Genomic DNA, 21,937 nt, shown 5'->3' with positions numbered 1-21,937 from the left:
ATGGTCAAACAGCCTGCGCAACCAATTGTTTGAGTAGTCTATCCATTGCTCGATAGCCGAGCGCTTCCGCCAGATGTGACCGCTGAATATCGGCTACGCCTTCTAAATCTGCGATAGTCCGTGCCACTTTAATGATCCGGTGATAAGCGCGGACGGATAAGCCTAAGCGATGCAATGCCGCTTCTAAGAACTCTGCATCCGAACGAGCTAATGGGCAAAAAATATCAATCTCACGACTTTGCAGCAGCCCGTTAACCTTACCACTGCGCGCCAGCATTCGTTCGCGCGCTATCTGTACTCGTTGCCGTACCACCTCCGTTGTTTCTCCTCGATCACCGCCTTGAGATAACGTCCCTTTTGGTAGCGCAGGAATTTCAATCGACATATCAAATCGGTCTAGCAAAGGGCCAGAAAGTCGACTTAAATAGCGCAGGATCACTTGCGGGTTAACCCTTGCTTGGTTGCCCTCATAATAGCCAGTAGGGCTAGGATTGAGTGCACCCACCAGTTGAAAGCGTGCCGGAAAGCGAGTTTTACCTTGGGCGCGTGAAATAATAATCTCTCCTGATTCAAGGGGCTCGCGGAGTGAATCAAGCACTTTTCGTTCAAATTCAGGCATTTCGTCGAGAAACAATAGGCCGTTATGGGCTAATGAGATTTCTCCTGGCCGTGGAATCGTTCCGCCACCAACTAAGGCTGCCATCGAGCTTGAGTGGTGTGGTGACCGAAAAGGACGACGTTTCCAGTTGTATTGATTGATCTCCTGCTGGGTCAGCGAGGCGACAGAAGCGGTTTCCATCGCCTCCTCTTCACTCATTTCTGGTAGTAAATCACACAGCCGCGATGCGAGCATGGTTTTCCCGGTCCCCGGAGGGCCAAGAAATAGCAAGTTATGATTCCCTGCTGCGGCAATTTCCAGTGCTCGTTTTCCTTGTTGTTGACCAATAATATCTTGTAGATCTCGAGAGTGATCGGGTGGTTGTACAATCGGTTCGCTTTGAAAGAGCGTTAAGTTCTTTTGACCACATAAATCCGCGCAAACTTCTAACAGGTTTTGTGCGGATTTATGGTTGCTTTCACCGACTAACGCCGCTTGATCACCGTTATCTTGCGGTACGACCAAACTGCGTTGAGCATGATTCGCTGCCAATGCCGCGGGCAAAACCCCCTTAACGCGCCTGATTTCTCCCGACAATGCCAGCTCACCAATAAACTCATAAGCGGCTAAATGAGTGTGAGGTATTTGTTCAGACGCAGCTAAAATCCCCAGAGCGATGGGTAAATCAAACCGTCCTCCCTCTTTGGGGAGATCGGCAGGTGCTAAGTTAACGGTAATTCGTTTAGCGGGAAACTCGAAGCGTGAGTTAATGATCGCACTGCGCACTCGGTCTTTGGATTCTTTCACCGTGGTTTCGGGGAGGCCGACTAAGGTGAAGCCGGGCATGCCGTTACTGATGTGTACTTCGACAGTGACTTCTGGTGCTTGGACGCCAATACTGGCTCGGCTATGAATAATCGCAAGGCCCATTTTTTCCCTTTATCGTTAGGTTGACTTCTACTGGCAATGTGCCTGAATAACGTGCGAAGAATCAGCGTTCTGAGGATAAAAATGGTGATATTTCGATAGAAGACGCACAAATAAGCTTAAGAGAGTGTGAAAAAATAATCAGTTTTTGCTTGTCATGTAACAGATATGTGTGTTACCACTAGAACCGCAAACAATTACGTACTCAGTACGGCAACATATAGAACGATTATTATGAATTTTAACGCTCGCATTAACGCACTAATTAACCTGCTGATCGTGGTCATTATTATGACGGCGCGGGGGCTTGTGGGCGCAAAATAACACACAAATTTAAAAAGACCCCCGCACTGAGAAGTTCGGGGGTTTTTTTTCAACTATCTAACGACATCGTGCAATCTGATCGGTGATTATCCAACCAGATATGGACAGGAAGAATGGGAGCGGCACATGAAGTGCAAACACAACAATGTTAACGGCGCAAGGCGCGCTTTAGGAGGGGTACAATGACGGGAGCACAACTTGTCGTTGCCGCCTTACAGCAACAGGGCATCAAAACCGTTTTTGGTTACCCTGGTGGTGCCATCATGCCTATTTATGATGCGCTGTATGATGGCGGAGTGGAGCATATCCTTTGTCGCCACGAGCAAGGGGCGGCGATGGCGGCGATTGGTATGGCTCGCTCAACCCAAAGCGTGGCGGTCTGTATGGCAACCTCGGGACCTGGAGCGACCAATTTAGTCACTGGCCTTGCGGATGCATTTCTGGATTCGGTTCCTCTAGTAGCGATCACAGGTCAAGTAGCAAGCTCACACATAGGTACCGACGCTTTCCAAGAGATGGATGTGATAGGGATGTCGCTCTCTTGTACCAAGCACAGCTATCTGGTGACCGATATTGGTGAATTGGCTGCGACACTGGCTGAAGCGTTTGAGGTGGCGAAAACCGGTCGTCCAGGTCCGGTTATCGTTGATATCGCGAAAGATGTTCAGTTAGCCCAAGCGCCAAGTTCAGAGTTTCCTGTGTTCACACCACCAGCGATGCCGGAAGCTTGCCCTGAGCAATTGCAAGCAGCGCAGCAGCTATTGTCGGCCAGTCAGCGTCCAGTGTTGTATGTGGGTGGTGGCGTGCAATTGGCGAAAGCCACAGCAACAGTGCGTGAGTTCTTGCGTTTAAATCCTATGCCTTCAGTGAGTACCTTAAAAGGGCTCGGTACGATAGAACGGCATGACCCGCATTATCTGGGTATGTTGGGTATGCATGGTACCAAAGCCGCCAACTTAGTTGTTCAAGAGAGTGATTTATTGATTGTGGTTGGCGCGCGTTTTGATGACCGAGTCACCGGCAAGCTAGATACTTTTGCACCGCATGCGAAAGTTATTCATATCGATATTGACGCCGCTGAATTTAATAAATTACGCCGAGCTAATGCCGCTTTACGTGGCGATATTAATCGCATTCTTCCACAACTGGAGTTAAACCATGATATTTCATCATGGGCTGATTACAGTGAAAGTTTACGCTGCGATTTTACTTGGCGTTATGACCATCCCGGCGAGCTGATTTTTGCGCCACTGCTACTGAAGCAACTCTCCGATATGATGCCTGATAGTGCGATGGTTTCCACCGATGTCGGTCAGCATCAAATGTGGGCAGCGCAGCATATTCAGCCCCGAGCGCCACAAAACTTCATTACTTCGGCTGGCCTTGGCACGATGGGTTTTGGACTACCCGCGTCAATGGGCGCAGCGGTGGCTCGTCCAGACGACCAATCTATCCTGATCTCTGGTGATGGCTCTTTCATGATGAATGTTCAGGAGCTCGGCACGCTCAAGCGGCGTCAAATCCCAGTGAAAATGGTGTTACTCGATAACCAACGTTTAGGCATGGTCCGTCAATGGCAATCGCTGTTTTTTGATGGTCGTCATAGTGAAACGATTTTGGATGACAACCCAGACTTCGTGATGCTGGCCCAAGCCTTCGGTATCCCAGGTAAGACCATCACCAAAAAAGAGCAAGTGGAACCAGCATTGCAAGAGATGCTTGCCAGTAAAACCGCTTACTTATTGCATGTTTTGATCGATGAAGAAGAAAATGTTTGGCCGTTGGTACCACCCGGCGCCTCAAATAGTGATATGTTGGAGAACACCTAATGGAAAGATATTTATTAGACATCAAAGCCGATGATAAACCGGTCCTATTAGAGCGTGTTCTGCGGGTGGTGCGTCATCGCGGCTTTACTATCAGACAAGTGGCGGCAACCCAAAACCATATTAGTCAGGTCGCCAGTGTTGAAATTATTGTCGATAGCGATCGGCCGATCAGCACTTTGGTTAACCAAATTGAAAAATTATGGGATATTCGTAGTGTCGACGTTACCCCTTTAAACCTCGACGAACTCCCTAACAACAATTTACAACAAAAGATTTGTGCATAAGGAAGGCAAGCAATGGCAACAAAAACAGCAGATTACATTTGGTTTAACGGTGAAATGGTGCCATGGGCAAACGCTAATGTTCATGTCCTGACCCATGCAATGCATTACGGTACCTCGGTATTTGAAGGCGTGCGTTGCTATAACACACCAAAAGGCCCAATCGTTTTCCGTCATCGCGAGCATGCTCAGCGTCTGAAAGATTCGGCAAAAATTTATCGCTTTCCAATTCCCTATACGATTGACGAAATCATGGAAGCAACGCGCGAAACCTTGCGGATTAATAAGCTTGATTCGGCTTACATTCGCCCGTTGGGTTTTGTGGGCAATGTCGGGCTTGGCGTTTGTCCACCTGTGAATACGGAAATGGAATTGATTATCGCAGCTTTCCCTTGGGGTGCTTATTTAGGCGATGAAGCACTAGAAAATGGCGTTGATGCGATGGTTTCTAGTTGGCATCGCGCTGCGCCGAATACCATTCCAACCGCTGCTAAAGCGGGTGGTAACTACTTATCCTCTCTGCTTGTTGGCGGTGAAGCGCGTCGTCATGGCTATGCCGAAGGTATTGCCTTAAGCGTGGATGGCTATTTATCTGAAGGTGCAGGCGAAAATATCTTTGTGATCAAAAATGGCGTACTGCTGACTCCGCCAACGACCAGCTCCATTTTGCCTGGCATTACCCGCGATTCGATCATGACCCTTGCCAAAGACATGGGCTACGAAGTGCGTGAAGTGAATATTGCCCGTGAGGCGCTGTATTTGGCGGATGAAATTTTCATGACCGGAACGGCAGCGGAAATTGTCCCAGTACGCAGTGTCGATCAAATTACGGTAGGTGAAGGTAAACGCGGACCAATCACTAAAGTGATGCAAGAGGCGTACTTTGGCTTATTCAACGGTACCACAGAAGATAAATGGGGTTGGTTGGATTATGTGTACTCAGAGAAGCAGTCATAGGGGATAACCGATAATGCCAAAGTATCGTTCAGCAACCACTACTCATGGTCGTAATATGGCGGGCGCTCGCGCATTATGGCGTGCGACCGGAGTTAAAGAAGAAGATTTTGGAAAGCCGATCATTGCGGTGGTCAACTCGTTTACTCAGTTTGTACCGGGCCATGTGCATCTTAAAGACATGGGGCAATTGGTAGCGGGTGAAATTGAAAAAGCCGGCGGTATCGCCAAAGAATTTAATACCATTGCGGTGGATGATGGTATCGCCATGGGCCATGGCGGCATGTTGTATTCACTGCCATCACGCGAGCTGATTGCAGACTCTGTCGAGTACATGGTTAATGCGCACTGTGCCGATGCCATGGTCTGTATCTCGAACTGTGACAAAATCACCCCAGGAATGATGATGGCGGCGCTGCGCTTAAATATTCCGGTGATTTTTGTCTCTGGCGGTCCGATGGAAGCGGGTAAAACTAAATTGTCCGATCAAATTATCAAGCTTGATTTGGTCGATGCGATGATTCAAGGGGCAGACCCGACCGTCTCTGATGAGCAAAGCCAGCAAATTGAGCGCTCGGCTTGTCCAACTTGCGGCTCTTGTTCAGGGATGTTTACCGCTAACTCCATGAACTGTTTAACCGAAGCATTAGGGCTTTCCCAGCCTGGTAATGGTTCGATGCTGGCGACTCATGCTGATCGCGAAGCGTTATTTATCAATGCGGGCAAGCGGATTGTCGAACTGACCAAGCGTTACTACGAGCAAGACGATCACTCGGCGTTGCCACGTAATATTGCCAATAAAGCGGCGTTTGAAAATGCCATGGCGCTGGATATTGCTATGGGCGGTTCTACCAATACGGTTTTACACCTCTTAGCGGCGGCGCAAGAGGGTGAGATTGATTTTGATATGACGGATATTGACCGCATGTCACGCCAAGTGCCGCATCTCTGTAAAGTAGCACCGTCGACCCAAAAATATCATATGGAAGATGTCCATCGCGCTGGAGGCGTCATGGCGATTTTGGGCGAATTGGATCGCGCAGGATTGATCAATAATCAAACCCATACTGTGTTGGGGATGACCTTGCAGCAGCAATTAGCGCAATACGACATCATGCAAACTGACGATCAAGCGGTGCTCGACTTTTTCCGTGCTGGCCCTGCTGGCATTCGTACCACCAAGGCGTTTTCACAATCTTGTCGCTGGGATCGATTAGACGATGATCGCACCTCAGGCTGCATTCGCAGTAAAGCCCACGCCTTTAGTCAAGATGGTGGTTTGGCGGTGCTTCGTGGCAACATTGCCCTTGACGGTTGTATTGTGAAAACTGCGGGTGTCGATGAAGACAATCTAACCTTTACTGGTCCGGCGATTGTGTTTGAAAGCCAAGATACTGCCGTAGAAGGTATTTTAGGTGGCCAAGTTAAAGCTGGTGATGTGGTAGTGATTCGCTACGAAGGTCCGAAAGGTGGTCCAGGCATGCAAGAGATGCTTTACCCAACCACCTATCTTAAATCGATGGGGCTTGGTAAGGCTTGTGCGTTATTGACCGATGGCCGCTTTTCCGGTGGTACTTCTGGCTTGTCGATTGGCCATGTCTCTCCTGAAGCCGCTAATGGTGGCACGATTGGTTTAGTCAATACCGGTGATATGATTGCGATTGATATTCCGAATCGTTCGATTAGCTTGCAGGTTTCAGAAGCGGAGCTGGCTGAGCGTCGAGCTGCGCAAGATAAGCGTGGCTGGAAGCCCGTGAATCGCCAGCGTGAAGTCTCTTTAGCACTCAAGGCTTACGCGAGTATGGCGACCAGTGCCGATAAAGGCGCGGTGCGAGATAAATCGAAACTCGAGGGCTAGCGGATGAGTGCCAGTAAGCAAACGGGCGCGGAGTATTTACGGCAAATTTTGCGTGCACCTGTCTATGATGTGGCGTTAGTGACGCCACTACAAGCAATGCCGCGCCTATCGGCGCGTATTCAAAACCGTGTTCAGTTAAAACGAGAAGACCGTCAGCCCGTGCACTCATTTAAATTGCGCGGTGCTTATAATATGGTATCGAGCTTATCCGATGTGCAAAAACACGCTGGGGTGATTGCTGCCTCCGCGGGTAACCATGCGCAGGGTATGGCGTTATCTGGGACTAAATTAGGCATTAAAACCACCATCGTGATGCCCAAAACCACCCCAGATATTAAAGTCGAAGCCGTTCGTGGCTTTGGTGGCGTGGTGATTTTGCATGGCAATAACTTTGATGAAGCGAAAGCAGAAGCGGAACGATTAGCCGCTCAGCATGGCTATACTTTTGTGCCGCCTTTTGATCACCCACTGGTGATTGCAGGTCAAGGAACGATTGGTATGGAGATGCTGCAGCAAAATGGTCATTTCGATTATATTTTTCTGCCGGTGGGTGGGGGTGGGTTAGCCGCAGGAGTGGCGGTACTCATCAAGCAGTTGATGCCTGATATTCAAGTGATTGCCGTCGAGCCAGAAGATTCAGCGTGTTTAAAAGCCGCTTTAGATGCCGGTCAACCTGTGGTACTTGACCAAGTCAGCATGTTTGCCGATGGTGTGGCGGTGAAGCGGATTGGTGATGAAACCTTCCGTTTATGCCAGCAATACATTGATGGCCACATTACGGTATCAAGTGATGAAATCTGCTCGGCGGTTAAAGATATCTTCGAAGACACGCGCGCGATTGCCGAGCCTTCTGGAGCCTTAGCCTTAGCTGGATTGAAGAAGTTTGCTGAACAGCACCAGTTAGTGGATAAGCAGCTTGGTACGGTGTTATCGGGTGCTAATACTAACTTTCATGGTTTACGTTATGTCTCTGAGCGTTGTGAGCTGGGTGAAAAGCGTGAAGGACTTTTGGCGGTGACGATACCTGAACGGCAAGGCGCATTTTTTGAGTTTTGCCATATCATTGGCGGTCGTGCGGTCACCGAGTTCAACTATCGCTATAACGATGACAAGCTGGCTAATATCTTTGTTGGCGTACGTTTGTTAGGCGGTCAAGAGGAGCTGCAGCATATTATCCATGATTTGCGTCAGGGCGGTTATCCGGTGGTTGATCTGTCTGACGATGAAATGGCTAAGCTGCATGTGCGTTACATGATCGGTGGTAAACCTTCGAAGCCGCTCAAAGAGCGCTTGTACAGCTTTGAGTTTCCAGAATACCCCGGAGCGTTACTCAAATTTTTGAGTACCTTAGGCACCCATTGGAATATTAGCTTATTTAATTATCGCAATCATGGCGCGGATTATGGTCGGGTACTGTGTGGCTTTGAACTGGAAGAGAGCGACTTAGCGCGTTTTTCTGCTCATCTTTATGAGCTGGGTTATCAATATAAAGATGAAACCAATAATTCCGCGTATCATTTTTTTCTATCTTAACTGAGTTAAAGTTCAGCATGCCAGTCCAATGACTGGCATTTTTTTGTCGATTATCCCCTTCCTACTTGAATCTGCAGCGGTATTGGCCCCCAATCACATCATTTGCCTATACTCATGGGGATTCACTCACTTACCGCCTACCTGCAACTTCAAGTCGTTTGGGTATAGCTTTGTGATCATGGTATCGGTAATCTAACTATGCACCCAATTATTACTGCCGAGGTTTACGTATACTGTGGCTATTTGAATTGAAGCTCATGTTTTTATTGTCGTTATGGTGAGTTCATCGATTATGGCACCACGTCTACATTGTTAATTATCAGCAAGGAGATCCGAATGTTTAAAGCGCTAATCCTCAACCAACAAGAAAAAGCCACAACCGCGACCATCGAATCACTCGATGATACTCAATTGCCTGATGGCGAAGTTTTGGTCGCAGTGAAGTACTCTTCACTCAATTATAAAGACGGGTTGGCGATTACTGGCAAAGGTAAAATTATTCGTGATTTCCCTATGGTTCCAGGGATTGATCTAGCGGGTACGGTTATTGAGTCTAAGGATGCTCGCTACCAAAGCGGTGACCAAGTGGTGTTAACCGGATGGGGCGTGGGTGAAAATCATTGGGGCGGTATGGCACAAAAGGCTCGTTTGCAAGCCGATTGGCTCGTGCCGTTAGCTTCTGGGTTGGACAGTAAACAAGCAATGATGATTGGCACTGCGGGCTTTACCGCTATGCTCTGTGTTCAAGCTCTGTTAGATGCAGGCATTAAACCTGAAAAAGGTGAAATCCTCGTTACTGGTGCCAGTGGCGGTGTTGGTTCTGTTGCAGTAACACTATTAGCTAATCTAGGTTATAAAGTTGCGGCGGTCACTGGTCGTGTTGAACAAAATGGCCCACTACTCGAAAAACTCGGTGCCAGTCGAATTATTGATCGGGTTGAGTTTGAAGAGCCCGCTCGTCCTCTGGAAAAGCAGCTTTGGGCTGGGGCGATTGATACCGTAGGCAGCAAAGTATTAGCCAAAGTGTTAGCGCAAATGGATTATAACAGCACCGTTGCGGCGTGTGGTTTAGCGGGTGGCTTTGATTTACCGACGACAGTGATGCCATTTATTTTACGTAATGTACGCTTGCAAGGCGTCGATTCCGTCTCTTGCCCACCAGAAAAACGTGTCGCAGCATGGCACAGTCTCTCGCAATATTTACCTGCCAGTTATTTTGCGCAAGCGTGCCACGAGATCACTCTTGAGCAGGTGCCTGAATTTGCACAGGCGATTACGCAAGGCCAAGTGACTGGCCGAGTAGTGATTAAACTCTAATAGAAGATAGCCGTGATTAATCAAAACTAAGACGCTGATCGATTTGTTGTGTCTTCGTTTTGCGCTTAGGGTCTGTTTATCTTTCGCGGTTAAATTTTGTTCGAGATAAAAGTGTTTTAATCGCGGCGAGAGGTTTGTAGCCTAGTTATTCTAGGCAAAACACCTCTCAACAAAGAGTAAAACACTTTTAGCCGAACCCTTCGGGCAGCGTTTGTGGCTCCTTTCTACGGCGTTATCGGCTTCTCAGGTAGAATAACTACATTTCAAAGCCTCTGCCTTGTATAAAGAAGCCACAAACTGCTGCAAAAATCAGCTCGAAAGATAAACAGACCCTAGATAAAGAGCAAAAAAAATCCCGCCATACAGCGGGGAAGCCCAAGAAAAATTAAAGCGTTATTATCGGAGATTTGTGTTAATGGTCAGTTAAATAACTGTTAATAAATTTAGTCGATAGGATTGATTTTGCCAAGTGATTATTGAATATTTTTTCTCCAGCCGTATTATCTACGCCTTATTTTGCTACTCGATTAGGTTTTTGCATGACATTTGACTCAACATTAGCGACCCATTCCCTTGATGCGCAAGGACTGCGTTGCCCTGAACCAGTAATGATGGTGCGAAAGACCATTCGTACCATGCAAGCTGGCGATGTGTTATTGGTGATGGCGGATGATCCTTCCACGACTCGAGATATCCCCAGTTTTTGCCGCTTTATGGATCATCAACTGTTGGCGCAGCAAACTGAGCAGTTGCCTTACCAGTACTTGATCAAAAAAGGTTTAGTCTAGTTTTGAAGTCTTTGGCAACGATGATGGATGGGAATTTAGTCGATAAAAGTAAGGCAGCAATATGATGCGCCTTACCTTATCATCTCTAGAGTAACCAGCATGAATGTTGATTATATCTGCTGATTGCGGATGAAGTTTATTCTTGGTACTCAATCGCTCGGATTTCAGCTTGCAGTTTATTGACTTGTTGCTGCAAAGTCCTTAATTCGTTATGCATTGGAATGATGTAGGCGACTCGGATCCAAGCTTCGACAGTCAGAGCAGCCATAATAATCGCTCCGGCGACCATCGGCAGCCACATATTGGTTAACGTCATACCTAATAAGGTGAGTAGAAAGCCAAAAGTGAATAAGTAGCTCTGACTTTTGGCGGTCATTCCTGTATAGCGTGTCAGCATAATTAACCCTCTTACCGCACCACGATAGGTTTAACCTAGCACGGCAATAGTGATACGAATATGGCGAACATCACGCTCTTAATCGCTTTTCATCAAGAGCGTGATCCAGTGCTAACAATTTTTATCGAAAAAGCTCAGTTGTTGGGTCTTAAAATAGCGCTGCGCCAATCGCTAAGCCGACAAATAAAATCGCGGTGATTTTTCGGATCAGGGCTAGTGGTAGTTTATTGGCCGATAATTTACCGATCACTACGACAGGGACATTAGCCAACAGCATACCAATCGTGGTGCCTAAAATGACCCACAATAAGGCGTCGGCATATTGGGCACCTAAGATGGAAGTGGCTATTTGGGTTTTGTCGCCAATTTCAGCAATAAAGAAGGCGATAAAACTGGCGACAAATGGCCCGCGATTAGAAATCGATTCTTCATCATCCAGTTTATCGGGAATCAACACCCAGCCAGCCATGATTAAGAAGCTCACCACCAAGACCCATTTTAATATCTCGGGCGACAAATAATCGGCAACGACGACGCCTAACCAAGCCGCTAAGGCATGATTGGCTAGCGTAGCGAGAAATATCGCCGCAATGATCGGAATCGGTTTTCGGTATCGACTGGCTAACAGTAGAGAAAGCAGTTGGGTTTTATCGCCAATTTCAGCTAAGGCGACGGTAGTAATTGAAATAGCTAATACGCTCACGACAGGCTCAATGGGGCGGGATAATTATAATAACCATAGACAAACGCCACGCCCCACCCCGGTTCGCGTTGTTTGCCTAAGGTCTTGCTCAGCTAAAATGACTTTAGCTTCGAACGCCATGGTGATTTGGCACCAATCATGTTGACGAACGAACCGTTAAGATTAAACCCTCTTACCGGCAAGCTACTCCCCAAAGACGGCGCAATTCTAATCAGGCTGTTAAGAAATCTCAAGTCTCAAATGACCTCAAGGCTTATTTTTGGGATAATTTGCTACAATCCATGGTGTAAATTGCCCTAAAAGGGATTTTTGACCATTAATTAAGCAAGATTACCCCTACTCGCTGAGCGAATATCTCGGTATACTTGTTCGCTATTTCTTATCAATTCAAACAGAAGAATCGCGCGAACCTGACTATGCAAAAATACGATATCAAAACCTTTCAGGGTATGATCCTCGCGCTGCAGGATTATTGGGCCCAACAAGGCTGTACCATTGTTCAACCATTAGATATGGAAGTTGGTGCAGGCACCTCTCACCCAATGACATGCCTGCGAGCTATCGGCCCAGAGCCTATCGCCACGGCGTATGTTCAACCTTCTCGTCGTCCAACCGACGGTCGTTATGGTGAAAACCCGAACCGCCTACAGCACTACTATCAATTTCAAGTCATCATCAAACCATCACCGGATAATATTCAAGAGCTGTATCTTGGATCACTTGAGGTATTGGGTGTTGACCCGCTGGTTCACGATATTCGTTTCGTCGAAGATAACTGGGAAAACCCAACCTTAGGCGCATGGGGATTAGGCTGGGAAGTATGGCTTAACGGTATGGAAGTGACCCAGTTTACTTACTTCCAACAAGTTGGTGGTCTTGAGTGCAAACCAGTAACCGGGGAAATCACTTACGGTATTGAACGTCTGGCGATGTATATTCAGGGTGTTGATTCTGTTTATGATTTAGTCTGGACAGATGGTCCATTAGGTAAAGTAACCTATGGCGATATTTTCCATCAAAATGAAGTCGAGCAGTCAACCTACAACTTTGAACACGCGGATGTGGATTTTCTGTTCACTTTCTTCGATCAGTGTGAGAAAGAGTGCCAGTATCTGCTTGAACTCGAAAAACCATTACCATTACCGGCCTATGAGCGGATTTTAAAAGCGGGTCATGCATTTAACCTGCTTGACGCTCGTAAGGCGATTTCGGTGACTGAGCGCCAACGTTATATCCTGCGTATCCGCAACCTCACTAAAGCGGTTGCTGAAGCGTATTACGCCTCTCGCGAAGCGCTAGGCTTCCCAATGTGTAAAAAGGGTGAGGATAAATAACATGGCCAAAGAATTTCTAATCGAACTGGGTACAGAAGAGTTACCACCAAAGCAGCTGCGCACTTTAGCTGAAGCGTTTGCCGCCAATTTTAGTACAGAACTTGCCGCGGCAGAGTTGACTCATGATGGCATAAAATGGTTTGCGACCCCGCGCCGTTTGGCGCTGAAAGTCGCTAATCTTGCCGAAAAGCAAGCGGATAAAGTTCTAGAAAAACGTGGACCTGCGGTGTCTGTGGCTTTTGATGCACAAGGTAACCCGACGAAGGCAGCACAAGGTTGGGCGCGTGGTAATGGGATTACCGTTGAGCAAGCCGATCGCCTCAAAACTGAGCAAGGTGAGTGGTTGCTGTTCAAACAAGAAGTGAAAGGTCAAGCGGCGAAAGCGATTGTCGTTGAGCTGGCTGCGAAAGCATTGGCCAACTTACCTATCGCTAAGCCAATGCGCTGGGGCGATAAAGAGACTCAATTTATTCGTCCAGTAAAAACCTTGACCATTCTGCTTGGTGATGAGTTGATCGACGGCGAAATTTTAGGCGTGGCTTCAGCACGCACCATTCGTGGTCACCGTTTTATGGGTGAGAAAGAATTTACCATCGACTCCGCCCAGCAGTATCCAGACATTTTAGAGCAACGCGGTAAAGTGATTGCCGACTATGAGACGCGTAAAGCGACGATCATTGCTGGTGCTCAGCAAGCGGCCCAACAAGTGGGTGGTATTGCGGAACTTGACGACGATTTAGTGGAAGAAGTCACCGCATTAGTAGAATGGCCGGTGGTTTTAACGGCAAAATTTGAAGAGAAATTCCTCAATGTGCCATCGGAAGCGTTGGTGTACACCATGAAAGGTGACCAAAAATACTTCCCCGTGTATGACGCTAATAAGCAACTCTTACCCAACTTTATCTTTGTGACCAATATTGAGTCTAAAGAGCCACGCCACGTTATCGAAGGTAACGAAAAGGTGGTACGTCCACGTTTGGCTGATGCTGAATTCTTCTTTAATACCGATCTCAAGAGTAAGCTGATTGATCGCTTACCACAGCTTGAAACGGCGATTTTCCAGCAGAAATTGGGCACAATTAAAGATAAAACTGACCGAATCACGGAGTTAGCCGGTTATATTGCAGAGCAAATTGGCGCTGACGTTGCACAAGCTAAACGTGCAGGCTTGCTCGCTAAATGTGATTTAATGACCTCAATGGTGTTTGAGTTTACCGACACTCAAGGCGTAATGGGTATGCATTATGCGCGTCATGATGATGAGCCAGAAGCGGTAGCATTGGCGATGAACGAGCAGTATATGCCGCGCTTTGCTGGTGATCAGTTGCCGACTGATGGGGTTTCTTCTGCGCTAGCAATGGCGGATAAACTGGATACCATCGTTGGTATTTTCGGGATCGGCCAAGCACCAAAAGGCTCGGATCCTTTTGCTTTGCGCCGCGCTTCTTTAGGTGTGCTGCGGATCATCGTTGAATACGGCTATAAGCTTGACTTAGTGGATTTAGTCGCGAAAGCGAAATCTCTCTTTGGTGATCGTTTGACTAATCAAGCGGTTGAACACGATGTGATTGAATTTATGCTGGGTCGTTTCCGCGCTTGGTATCAAGACGAAGGCTTTAGCGTAGATGTTATTCAAGCCGTGTTGGCGCGTCGTCCAACCAAGCCGGCTGATTTCGATCAGCGCGTAAAAGCCGTGTCGCACTTCCGTGAATTAGAGGCGGCAGAAGCGTTGGCTGCGGCCAATAAACGGGTTGGGAATATTCTCGCGAAATTTGCTGGTCAGTTGCCTGCTGAGGTTGATCTCGCGTTATTGCAAGAACCCGCAGAGAAGGCCTTGGCACAAGACGTAGCCGTGATGAGCGAAGCCCTTGAGCCAGTCTTTGCGTCAGGTGATTATCAGCAAGCACTGAGTCAATTGGCCTCACTACGTGAACCCGTTGATGCGTTTTTTGATAACGTTATGGTGATGGCTGACGATGAAGCGCTAAAGCAAAACCGTTTAACTTTGCTTAACGACTTACGTAACTTATTCCTGCAAATTGCTGACATTTCTCTTTTACAAAAGTAATGATTAGCAATAAACCATACGGTTTGTGATTGAAGCCCAACTCTAATGAGTTGGGCTTTTTTTCAACTGAATACTCAGGTGTTCAAAAATAGTACTTTGATAGGTAAAAGCATTACGGTATGTTCAAGGATTGATCGATGAGCATAGCATCGTTTTATGCTCCTTTAAGCAAGCAAATACAATCATGAATTAGGCAGTCAGCAATGCAGTTTTCAAAATTTGGTGAAAAATTTAATCAGTATTCCGGTATTACTCAATTAATGGATGATTTGAATGATGGTCTGCGCACACCAGGAGCCATCATGCTCGGTGGCGGAAATCCTGCCGCTATACCAGCGATGATCGACTATTTTCATCAAACCAGCGCTGAGATGCTGAGTAATGGTGAGTTGATCGCTGCGTTGAGTAATTACGATGGACCACAAGGCAAAGATCGTTTCGTTAAATCACTCGCTGCGCTACTAAAAACGACTTATGGCTGGGAAATTAGTGAGAAAAACATCAGCTTAACCAATGGTAGCCAAAGTGGTTTTTTCTATCTGTTTAACTTATTCGCCGGTCAGCAGCCCGATGGATCGCATAAGAAGATTTTACTGCCGTTGGCTCCGGAATACATTGGTTATGGCGATGCAGGGATTGATGACGATCTGTTTATTTCTTATCGCCCCGAGATTGAAATGCTTGATGATGGGTTATTCAAATACCATGTCGACTTTAACCAGTTAACGGTCGATTCCTCCATCGCGGCGATCTGCGCCTCTCGTCCCACCAACCCGACGGGTAATGTCTTGACCGAAGATGAGATCCATAAGCTCGATCAGTTAGCGCGGGATAATGGTATTCCGTTGATCATAGATAATGCTTATGGTGTGCCATTCCCCAATATCATTTTTGAACAGGTTGAACCGTTTTGGAATGACAATACCATTTTATGCATGAGCTTATCCAAACTTGGATTACCAGGCGTACGTTGCGGCATTGTGATAGCCAATGAAACGGTGACTCAAGCTTTAACCAATATGAATGGCATTATTAGTTTAGCCCCCGGCAGTGTTGGCCCCGCGATAGCTCAACATATGATTGAACGAGGGGATTTACTGCGCTTGAGTGACGAAGTTATTCGCCCATTTTATCAACAAAAATCACAAACCGCGGTGAAGTTACTTCAGCAGGCGATACCTGACCCGCGCTTTCGCATTCACAAACCTGAAGGGGCGATTTTCCTATGGCTGTGGTTTGATGAATTGCCGATCAGCACTATGGCGCTGTATCAGCGTCTTAAAGCACGAGGAGTATTGGTTGTTCCTGGTGAATATTTCTTTATTGGGCAGCAGCAAGACTGGCCACATGCTCATCAATGTCTACGGATGAACTATGTGCAAGATGATCAGGAAATGCAAAAAGGTATTCAGATTATCGCCGAAGAAGTCGCTAAGGCTTATCAGCAAGCTGAGCAGTCATCGATCTGCTGAAGGTATTAGGGGCTGTTATCACCACCGCCAGCCTAATGTGTGGCTGGCGTGGTTTTAGGCGATGAGTCAGCGTTTAATCATCTTTGTGCAGCGCAGGAAAATCCTCTTTATCCAATAGCTGGCTGAGGCGTGCAAGGCGTCTTTGCAGTTCACCGCTATAATCGGCACTGATATTAATATGGCCCATTTTACGCCCCGGGCGTTTTTGTTTGCCATACCAATGGACATGACACCCTTCCATCGCAAGCAACGCGTCCGGCAGGCTATCAAGGCCTAAGATGTTAATCATCGCTGTTGGGCGGATCAGTTGCGTGCTACCTAATGGTAAACCACATACGGCGCGCAAATGGTTTTCAAATTGACAGGTTTCGGCACCTTGTTGTGTCCAATGGCCGGAGTTATGCACTCTCGGGGCAATCTCATTGACCAATAGCTGCCCGCTGATATCAAAAAATTCTAAAGCCAGTACGCCCACATAATCTAATTGCTCAGCTACCGCGCGAAAGATGCTTTCGGCCTGTTGTTGTAGCGCGAGATCATCCAACGAGGTGGATAAACTCAACACGCCATTGGTGTGCACATTTTCCGTCAGGGGATAGGTCACTATGCTGCCATCTTGTCCTCTAGCGCCAATCAGCGAGACTTCGCGATCAAAAGCGATAAATTGCTCTGCAATGATGGTTTGTTGCGCTGAGCTTGCTAAGCAGTCTTGTAGCTCGGGCCAAATGTTATCAATATCTTGCGCTTGTTTGAGACGCCATTGACCTTTGCCATCATAACCACCCAGAGTGCTTTTTAATACCATCGGTAGTCCAATGGTTTCGATAGCAGTGAGCAAATCGTCACGAGAGTGTACGATGGCGTATTGCGCACTATTGACGCCAGCTTGCTGAAGCAATACTTTTTCACGCTGCCGATTGCCACCAGCTTTGATGGCCGTTTGGTTCGGTAACAGCTTGCCACTTTGCGCACATTGCTCAAGTACATCATCAGGAATATGTTCAAATTCAGCGGTAATCACATCCGCTTGGTCAATGGCCAGAGCCAGCCCTTGGCCGATGGCTTGCCCCGAGATCGGCTGCACGATATTACCGGTTGTTACATCAAACGCATGGATCTCAATATTCAGCGGAGTGCCAGCTAGCGCCATCATGCGGGCTAATTGGCCAGCCCCTAAGACTAAAACTTGCATGTGATTAGTCCTCTGCTGGATTGGGGTTGGCGAGCACGGTTTCGGTTTGCGCTAAACGAAAGGCATCGATTTTCGCCATGATATGGTGATCATGTGTGGCTAGGATTTGTGCGGCTAATAAGCCAGCATTAGCGGCTCCCGCTTCACCGATAGCCAGCGTCCCGACCGCAATGCCTTTTGGCATTTGCACGATGGAGAGTAATGAGTCCATGCCATTCAGCGCTTTTGACTGCACTGGTACGCCGAGTACCGGTAAGCTAGTAAACGCCGCGGTCATGCCTGGTAAATGCGCTGCACCGCCGGCGCCGGCGATGATAACTTTAATGCCTCGTTGCTGAGCGCTGCTAGCATAATCAGCCAGTAGTTGAGGAGTTCGGTGAGCAGACACCACCTTGGTTTCATAATCGATCCCAAATTGATCCAACATCTCCGCGGCTAGCTTCATGGTTGGCCAATCGGATTTCGAACCCATAATAATCGCCACTTTCATTGTAAACTCCTTCAAACATCATCACATTAGGGTGAATGGGTTATTTGCGCGCATTATACGAGTATTTTTTTCTTAGGAAAACGTTTGCGTCATGGTTATTTTGCCAAAGATACCATTTGTCATTAAATAGCTTTAGCCTGTTTCAGCCAGAATTTGTAAACTCAGTGAGTCGATTAAATGTCACAAGAGAAAGGTATCGTGGATAATTTTCAATTTTGTTTACAGGCATTACGTGATGGTGATGTTATTGCCTATCCAACCGAAGGGGTGTTCGGTGTCGGATGCGATCCGGATAACCCGCAAGCCATTGAAAAACTACTCACGCTGAAACAGCGACCGGTAGAAAAAGGCTTGATTTTGATTGCGGCCTCTTATCAGCAATTGTTGCCGTATATTGATGAAAGCCAACTAAGCGCAGAACAATTGGCAACGATTCATGCGACTTGGCCGGGACCCGTTACATGGGTGATGCCTGCTAGTCAGAAAGTCTCGTCATGGGTCAGCGGTCAGTTTGACTCGATTGCGGTGCGAGTCACCGATCATCCACTAGTACAACAGTTATGTAATGCGTTCGGTAAACCGCTTACCTCGACCAGTGCTAATTTAACAGGGCTGCCGCCGTGTATGACCACTGAGCAAGTTGAGCAGCAACTGGGTGAGCACCTGCCAGCTATTTTACGCGGTGAAACGGGTGGTAGAAATAAACCGAGTGAAATTCGTGACGCGAAAACGGGTCAAATTTTAAGACAAGGTTAAGCAAGGAAATCGACGATGCCAGAGATTGATAAGCAAGCGGTAAAGCAGTTTTTGCTTGAGTTACAAGACAGTATTTGCCAGCAATTAGAACAGGCCGATGGCAAGGCTAAGTTTGTCGAAGAAATCTGGCATCGGGAGCCGGGCGAACGCTTAGGTGGTGGTGGGCGAACACGAGTGATGAAAGAAGGTCAAGTCTTTGAGCAAGGCGGCGTTAATTTTTCCCATGTCACCGGTCAACAGATGCCCGTATCAGCCACCGCACATCGCCCGGAATTAGCTGGTCGTCGCTTTGAAGCAATGGGTGTGTCGTTAGTGATGCACGCTCATAACCCTTATGTGCCGACGTCTCATGCCAACGTGCGTTTTTTTATTGCCGAAAAAGAGGGAGAAACGCCCATTTGGTGGTTTGGTGGAGGCTTTGATTTAACGCCGTTTTACCCATTTTTAGAGGATGTGCAAGCATGGCACGCCACAGCGCGGACCTTATGCGCGCCTTTTGGTGATCAGGTTTATGCTGAACATAAGGCTTGGTGTGATGATTACTTCTTTTTACCGCACCGTAACGAGACTCGCGGTGTCGGTGGGCTCTTTTTCGACGACTTAAACCAATGGCCATTTGCTGAGTGTTTTGCCTATATGCAAGCAGTTGGTAAAGGATACACTGAAGCTTACTTACCGATTGTTGCGCGACGTAAAGATACGGCCTATGGTGAAGCGCAGCGGCAATTTCAGTTATATCGCCGTGGTCGATACGTGGAATTTAACTTAGTTTATGACCGAGGGACGTTATTTGGGCTGCAAACTGGAGGGCGTACCGAGTCAATACTGATGTCGATGCCACCGTTAGTGCGCTGGGAATACAATTACCAGCCAGAGCCGAATAGCCCAGAGGCGAAATTGGCGGAATTTTTAGTACCACGCGATTGGTGACAGAAAATCAACGCAGTGATAGGGTCTGAAAAGATACTTTGGCTAATTTAGGTTAATGACATGGAATATCAACACGATCGTTATGCCGTCTTTGGCAATCCGATTGGGCACAGTAAATCGCCCTTTATTCATGGCTTGTTTGCACGTCAAACCAATCAAAGCATGAACTACACGGCGCAGATGGCAGCGATTGATGGTTTTGAGCAAGCGATCAACGAATTTTTTGCTCATGGCGGTAAAGGTTGCAATGTGACCGTACCGTTTAAAGAGCAGGCCTTTCAGCTGGCGGATCGTTTAACAGAGCGAGCGCAATTAGCTGGTGCCGTCAACACTCTGAAAAAACTGGATGATGGAGAAGTGCTCGGTGATAACACCGATGGAGAAGGTTTGGTTCAAGACTTGCTGCAGCATCAAGTTCCGTTGACTGGGGCGAAGATTTTATTAATTGGTGCGGGTGGGGCAGCTCGAGGCGTTATCAAGCCGCTATTGGACCAACAGCCCGAGCTTATTGTGATCACTAACCGGACATTATCCAAAGCGGAAGGTCTTGCACAGCAGTTTTCTGTTTATGGCGCCGTGATCGCCCAACCAATGAGTCAACGGTATACGCCGTTTGATCTTGTCATTAACTCGACCTCAGCCAGCTTGGACGGAGAGCGACCGCAGGTATCTGAGACTATTTTTAGCCCGCGTAGCATTGCTTACGACATGATGTACAGCAAGCAACCAACGGCGTTTAATCAGTGGGCTAAGGAACAAGGATGCCATTCAGTTTATGACGGGCTAGGCATGTTAGTCGCACAAGCAGCAGAAAGCTTTATGTTATGGCGAGGGTTACGCCCAGGGGCTAAGCAAGTGCTACGTGAATTAAGAAAAAATTTATCTGGTGGTGTATGAACCAAGCAATTTTATTTACCGATGATCAACAGTGGAATGAGCAGCAGCAAGCGGTTGAGTTTTCCGCGCAGCAGAGTGGTGCGCTTATCCGTTGTTTTATTTCTCTATCTGAGCTGCAATCTTGGTCTGGGGTGACGATGACCACTCCACAGCAGGCACTGACGGTTTTTAGTGAGTGGCGTTTTGATATTGAAGAACGAGCGGAGCAGCTAATTGAAGAAGAGTGCTTTACTTCAGCAGGTATGATTGAGGTGCTAAAACCGTAAACACCTCATGGGAGGGCTCGAACGAAAGGTCAATAGATCTAGAGCAATGATATAGCTAGATTTGCGATTGTTCAGCTAAGTACTCATTTTTGGTTTGTACATAGTTACTCGCTGATTGCAGTAAAAATTGTTGCTCCCCTTCAGTCAGCTTACGGGCTTGTTTCACTGGGCTTCCTACGTACAGATAGCCACTGACTAAGATTTTTCCGGGCGGTACTAAGCTACCTGCACCTATCATAACGTCACTTTCAATGATTGCCCCATCAAGAATAATAGAGCCCATTCCCACCAGAACCCGATCGTGAATGGTGCAGCCGTGCAGCATGACTTTATGGCCAATGGTGACATCATTACCGATCAGTAACGGATAACCATTAGGATTGTGGTTATTTTTATGGGTGACGTGTAAAACGCTACCATCTTGTATATTGGTGCGTGCACCGATACGGATATGGTTGACGTCACCACGTGCCGCGACTAAAGGCCAAATGCTGGCATCATTCTCAATCGTGATATCGCCAACTAATACAGAACTGTTATCTATATAGACACGTTCATTTAGCGTCGGTAATACCCCTTTATAACTTCGGATAGAACTCATCAAACCATCCTTAACAGGCTTAAATTGCAGTAAATAAGCTAAGAATAGTACTAGAAACGGCTTTTTTGAGCAATAATTAGCCTTTTAAGCTAAAAATAACAAAAAAAGCAAAAAAGCACTTGCCAAGTTAACCAGGCTCCCTATAATGCGACCTCACTGACACGGCAGACGCCGCAAGGCTTCGGGCAGTGTTGGTTGAGGGAAAGCTTCTAAAAAAGAAAATTTGAAAAAGTGTTTGACTCTTCAAATTAACTCGCTAGAATTCACCTCCGCTTCGAAGCTCAACAAGAGATTCGCAAGCCAGCTCTTTAACAATTTAAACCAATCAATCTGTGTGGGCACTCGTTGATGATAATCAAAATGCTTAGCAATAAGCACTTCGGTTTCAATGAACTGAGTGACCAAATTGATAGGGCTTTTAG

Annotated in this window: 20 protein-coding genes; 14 read left to right on the top strand and 6 right to left on the bottom strand. The window is 47.2% G+C overall.

Annotation, left to right across the window (positions count from 1 at the left end; all coding sequences use genetic code 11):
• Positions 1 to 4 precede the first annotated feature (4 nt).
• Positions 5 to 1,528, bottom strand: a complete 1,524-nt coding sequence (locus FKN88_RS15545) for a YifB family Mg chelatase-like AAA ATPase (protein ID WP_154169663.1) — start codon at positions 1,526 to 1,528, stop codon at positions 5 to 7.
• 503 nt (positions 1,529 to 2,031) lie between these two features.
• Between FKN88_RS15545 and ilvG the strand changes: the two genes are divergently transcribed.
• From ilvG to tusA, 7 genes are all read left to right on the top strand, one after another.
• Positions 2,032 to 3,678 (top strand): acetolactate synthase 2 catalytic subunit, encoded by a 1,647-nt coding sequence (gene ilvG / locus FKN88_RS15540; RefSeq protein WP_154169661.1) that lies wholly within the window; start codon positions 2,032 to 2,034, stop codon positions 3,676 to 3,678.
• Entirely contained in the window at positions 3,678 to 3,962 is a 285-nt protein-coding gene (gene ilvM / locus FKN88_RS15535) for an acetolactate synthase 2 small subunit (protein ID WP_004397591.1), read from the top strand. Before ilvG ends, ilvM begins: the two co-directional genes overlap by 1 nt.
• Before the next feature lie 12 nt (positions 3,963 to 3,974).
• Positions 3,975 to 4,916 (top strand): branched-chain-amino-acid transaminase, encoded by a 942-nt coding sequence (ilvE, locus tag FKN88_RS15530; protein WP_004397593.1) that lies wholly within the window; start codon positions 3,975 to 3,977, stop codon positions 4,914 to 4,916.
• A 13-nt stretch (positions 4,917 to 4,929) separates the two neighbouring features.
• Positions 4,930 to 6,771: a dihydroxy-acid dehydratase gene (gene ilvD / locus FKN88_RS15525; protein ID WP_154169659.1), complete on the top strand. Its 1,842-nt coding sequence runs from the start codon at positions 4,930 to 4,932 to the stop codon at positions 6,769 to 6,771.
• A 3-nt stretch (positions 6,772 to 6,774) separates the two neighbouring features.
• Positions 6,775 to 8,304: a threonine ammonia-lyase, biosynthetic gene (gene ilvA, locus FKN88_RS15520; RefSeq protein ID WP_306687665.1), complete on the top strand. Its 1,530-nt coding sequence runs from the start codon at positions 6,775 to 6,777 to the stop codon at positions 8,302 to 8,304.
• Positions 8,305 to 8,640: 336 nt separating this feature from the next.
• Positions 8,641 to 9,621, top strand: coding sequence for an MDR family oxidoreductase (locus FKN88_RS15515; RefSeq protein WP_154169655.1), 981 nt, complete (start codon positions 8,641 to 8,643; stop codon positions 9,619 to 9,621).
• A gap of 539 nt (positions 9,622 to 10,160) precedes the next feature.
• Positions 10,161 to 10,409, top strand: a complete 249-nt coding sequence (gene tusA / locus FKN88_RS15510; protein ID WP_040905808.1) for a sulfurtransferase TusA — start codon at positions 10,161 to 10,163, stop codon at positions 10,407 to 10,409.
• A 136-nt stretch (positions 10,410 to 10,545) separates the two neighbouring features.
• Here the strand turns inward: tusA and FKN88_RS15505 are convergent, their stop codons facing one another.
• Together FKN88_RS15505 and FKN88_RS15500 are read right to left on the bottom strand one after the other, a co-directional pair.
• Positions 10,546 to 10,806 carry a hypothetical protein gene (locus tag FKN88_RS15505; protein WP_040905811.1) on the bottom strand — a complete coding sequence of 87 codons (261 nt, stop codon included), beginning with the start codon at positions 10,804 to 10,806 and terminating at the stop codon, positions 10,546 to 10,548.
• A gap of 148 nt (positions 10,807 to 10,954) precedes the next feature.
• Complete coding sequence (locus FKN88_RS15500; protein ID WP_115152667.1) at positions 10,955 to 11,509, bottom strand: TMEM165/GDT1 family protein; 555 nt, start codon at positions 11,507 to 11,509, stop codon at positions 10,955 to 10,957.
• Between the two features lie 416 nt (positions 11,510 to 11,925).
• Between FKN88_RS15500 and glyQ the strand changes: the two genes are divergently transcribed.
• From glyQ to FKN88_RS15485, 3 genes are all read left to right on the top strand, one after another.
• Positions 11,926 to 12,843 carry a glycine--tRNA ligase subunit alpha gene (gene glyQ / locus FKN88_RS15495; RefSeq protein WP_004397605.1) on the top strand — a complete coding sequence of 306 codons (918 nt, stop codon included), beginning with the start codon at positions 11,926 to 11,928 and terminating at the stop codon, positions 12,841 to 12,843.
• A gap of 1 nt (position 12,844) precedes the next feature.
• The gene (gene glyS / locus FKN88_RS15490) at positions 12,845 to 14,911 is read left to right on the top strand and encodes a glycine--tRNA ligase subunit beta (RefSeq protein WP_154169653.1); all 2,067 of its coding nucleotides are present in this window, start codon (positions 12,845 to 12,847) and stop codon (positions 14,909 to 14,911) included.
• A 203-nt stretch (positions 14,912 to 15,114) separates the two neighbouring features.
• Positions 15,115 to 16,383, top strand: a complete 1,269-nt coding sequence (locus FKN88_RS15485; protein WP_154169651.1) for a valine--pyruvate transaminase — start codon at positions 15,115 to 15,117, stop codon at positions 16,381 to 16,383.
• Positions 16,384 to 16,456: 73 nt separating this feature from the next.
• Here FKN88_RS15485 and FKN88_RS15480 read toward each other — a convergent pair whose 3' ends face one another.
• Positions 16,457 to 17,575, bottom strand: coding sequence for a 5-(carboxyamino)imidazole ribonucleotide synthase (locus FKN88_RS15480; RefSeq protein WP_154169649.1), 1,119 nt, complete (start codon positions 17,573 to 17,575; stop codon positions 16,457 to 16,459).
• Positions 17,576 to 17,579: 4 nt separating this feature from the next.
• On the bottom strand, positions 17,580 to 18,065 hold the full coding sequence (purE, locus tag FKN88_RS15475; protein ID WP_154169647.1) for a 5-(carboxyamino)imidazole ribonucleotide mutase: 486 nt from the start codon (positions 18,063 to 18,065) through the stop codon (positions 17,580 to 17,582).
• 198 nt (positions 18,066 to 18,263) lie between these two features.
• Between purE and FKN88_RS15470 the strand changes: the two genes are divergently transcribed.
• Genes FKN88_RS15470 through FKN88_RS15455 form a run of 4 tightly spaced genes read left to right on the top strand, consistent with a single transcriptional unit; the run spans position 18,264 to position 20,914 of the window.
• A complete protein-coding gene (locus FKN88_RS15470; protein ID WP_154170719.1) occupies positions 18,264 to 18,821 on the top strand; it encodes an L-threonylcarbamoyladenylate synthase in 558 nt (185 codons plus the stop codon).
• Between the two features lie 15 nt (positions 18,822 to 18,836).
• A complete protein-coding gene (gene hemF, locus FKN88_RS15465) occupies positions 18,837 to 19,751 on the top strand; it encodes an oxygen-dependent coproporphyrinogen oxidase (RefSeq protein ID WP_154169645.1) in 915 nt (304 codons plus the stop codon).
• A gap of 60 nt (positions 19,752 to 19,811) precedes the next feature.
• Positions 19,812 to 20,648, top strand: coding sequence for a shikimate dehydrogenase (gene aroE, locus FKN88_RS15460; RefSeq protein ID WP_187985346.1), 837 nt, complete (start codon positions 19,812 to 19,814; stop codon positions 20,646 to 20,648).
• Positions 20,645 to 20,914, top strand: coding sequence for a DUF1488 domain-containing protein (locus FKN88_RS15455; protein ID WP_004397613.1), 270 nt, complete (start codon positions 20,645 to 20,647; stop codon positions 20,912 to 20,914). Before aroE ends, FKN88_RS15455 begins: the two co-directional genes overlap by 4 nt.
• Before the next feature lie 55 nt (positions 20,915 to 20,969).
• Here the strand turns inward: FKN88_RS15455 and FKN88_RS15450 are convergent, their stop codons facing one another.
• The gene (locus FKN88_RS15450) at positions 20,970 to 21,515 is read right to left on the bottom strand and encodes a gamma carbonic anhydrase family protein (protein WP_154169643.1); all 546 of its coding nucleotides are present in this window, start codon (positions 21,513 to 21,515) and stop codon (positions 20,970 to 20,972) included.
• Positions 21,516 to 21,937 lie beyond the last annotated feature (422 nt).

Origin of the sequence: Vibrio sp. 2017_1457_13 (assembly GCF_030851525.1) — a bacterium.
In the GTDB taxonomy this organism is placed as follows: domain Bacteria; phylum Pseudomonadota; class Gammaproteobacteria; order Enterobacterales; family Vibrionaceae; genus Vibrio; species Vibrio metschnikovii.
This window is presented reverse-complemented; position numbering and strand designations above follow the sequence as displayed.

Bases quoted from the DNA above. Each gene is read 5' to 3' on its own strand.
- glyS (WP_154169653.1), top strand. From the start codon at position 12,845: ATGGCCAAAGAATTTCTAATCGAACTGGGTACAGAAGAGTTACCACCA.
- ilvA (WP_306687665.1), top strand. From the start codon at position 6,775: ATGAGTGCCAGTAAGCAAACGGGCGCGGAGTATTTACGGCAAATTTTG.
- FKN88_RS15450 (WP_154169643.1), bottom strand. From the start codon at position 21,515: ATGAGTTCTATCCGAAGTTATAAAGGGGTATTACCGACGCTAAATGAA.
- purE (WP_154169647.1), bottom strand. From the start codon at position 18,065: ATGAAAGTGGCGATTATTATGGGTTCGAAATCCGATTGGCCAACCATG.
- ilvE (WP_004397593.1), top strand. From the start codon at position 3,975: ATGGCAACAAAAACAGCAGATTACATTTGGTTTAACGGTGAAATGGTG.
- FKN88_RS15505 (WP_040905811.1), bottom strand. From the start codon at position 10,806: ATGCTGACACGCTATACAGGAATGACCGCCAAAAGTCAGAGCTACTTA.
- hemF (WP_154169645.1), top strand. From the start codon at position 18,837: ATGCCAGAGATTGATAAGCAAGCGGTAAAGCAGTTTTTGCTTGAGTTA.
- aroE (WP_187985346.1), top strand. From the start codon at position 19,812: ATGGAATATCAACACGATCGTTATGCCGTCTTTGGCAATCCGATTGGG.
- glyQ (WP_004397605.1), top strand. From the start codon at position 11,926: ATGCAAAAATACGATATCAAAACCTTTCAGGGTATGATCCTCGCGCTG.
- FKN88_RS15480 (WP_154169649.1), bottom strand. From the start codon at position 17,575: ATGCAAGTTTTAGTCTTAGGGGCTGGCCAATTAGCCCGCATGATGGCG.
- ilvG (WP_154169661.1), top strand. From the start codon at position 2,032: ATGACGGGAGCACAACTTGTCGTTGCCGCCTTACAGCAACAGGGCATC.
- ilvD (WP_154169659.1), top strand. From the start codon at position 4,930: ATGCCAAAGTATCGTTCAGCAACCACTACTCATGGTCGTAATATGGCG.
- FKN88_RS15455 (WP_004397613.1), top strand. From the start codon at position 20,645: ATGAACCAAGCAATTTTATTTACCGATGATCAACAGTGGAATGAGCAG.
- tusA (WP_040905808.1), top strand. From the start codon at position 10,161: ATGACATTTGACTCAACATTAGCGACCCATTCCCTTGATGCGCAAGGA.
- ilvM (WP_004397591.1), top strand. From the start codon at position 3,678: ATGGAAAGATATTTATTAGACATCAAAGCCGATGATAAACCGGTCCTA.
- FKN88_RS15515 (WP_154169655.1), top strand. From the start codon at position 8,641: ATGTTTAAAGCGCTAATCCTCAACCAACAAGAAAAAGCCACAACCGCG.
- FKN88_RS15485 (WP_154169651.1), top strand. From the start codon at position 15,115: ATGCAGTTTTCAAAATTTGGTGAAAAATTTAATCAGTATTCCGGTATT.
- FKN88_RS15545 (WP_154169663.1), bottom strand. From the start codon at position 1,528: ATGGGCCTTGCGATTATTCATAGCCGAGCCAGTATTGGCGTCCAAGCA.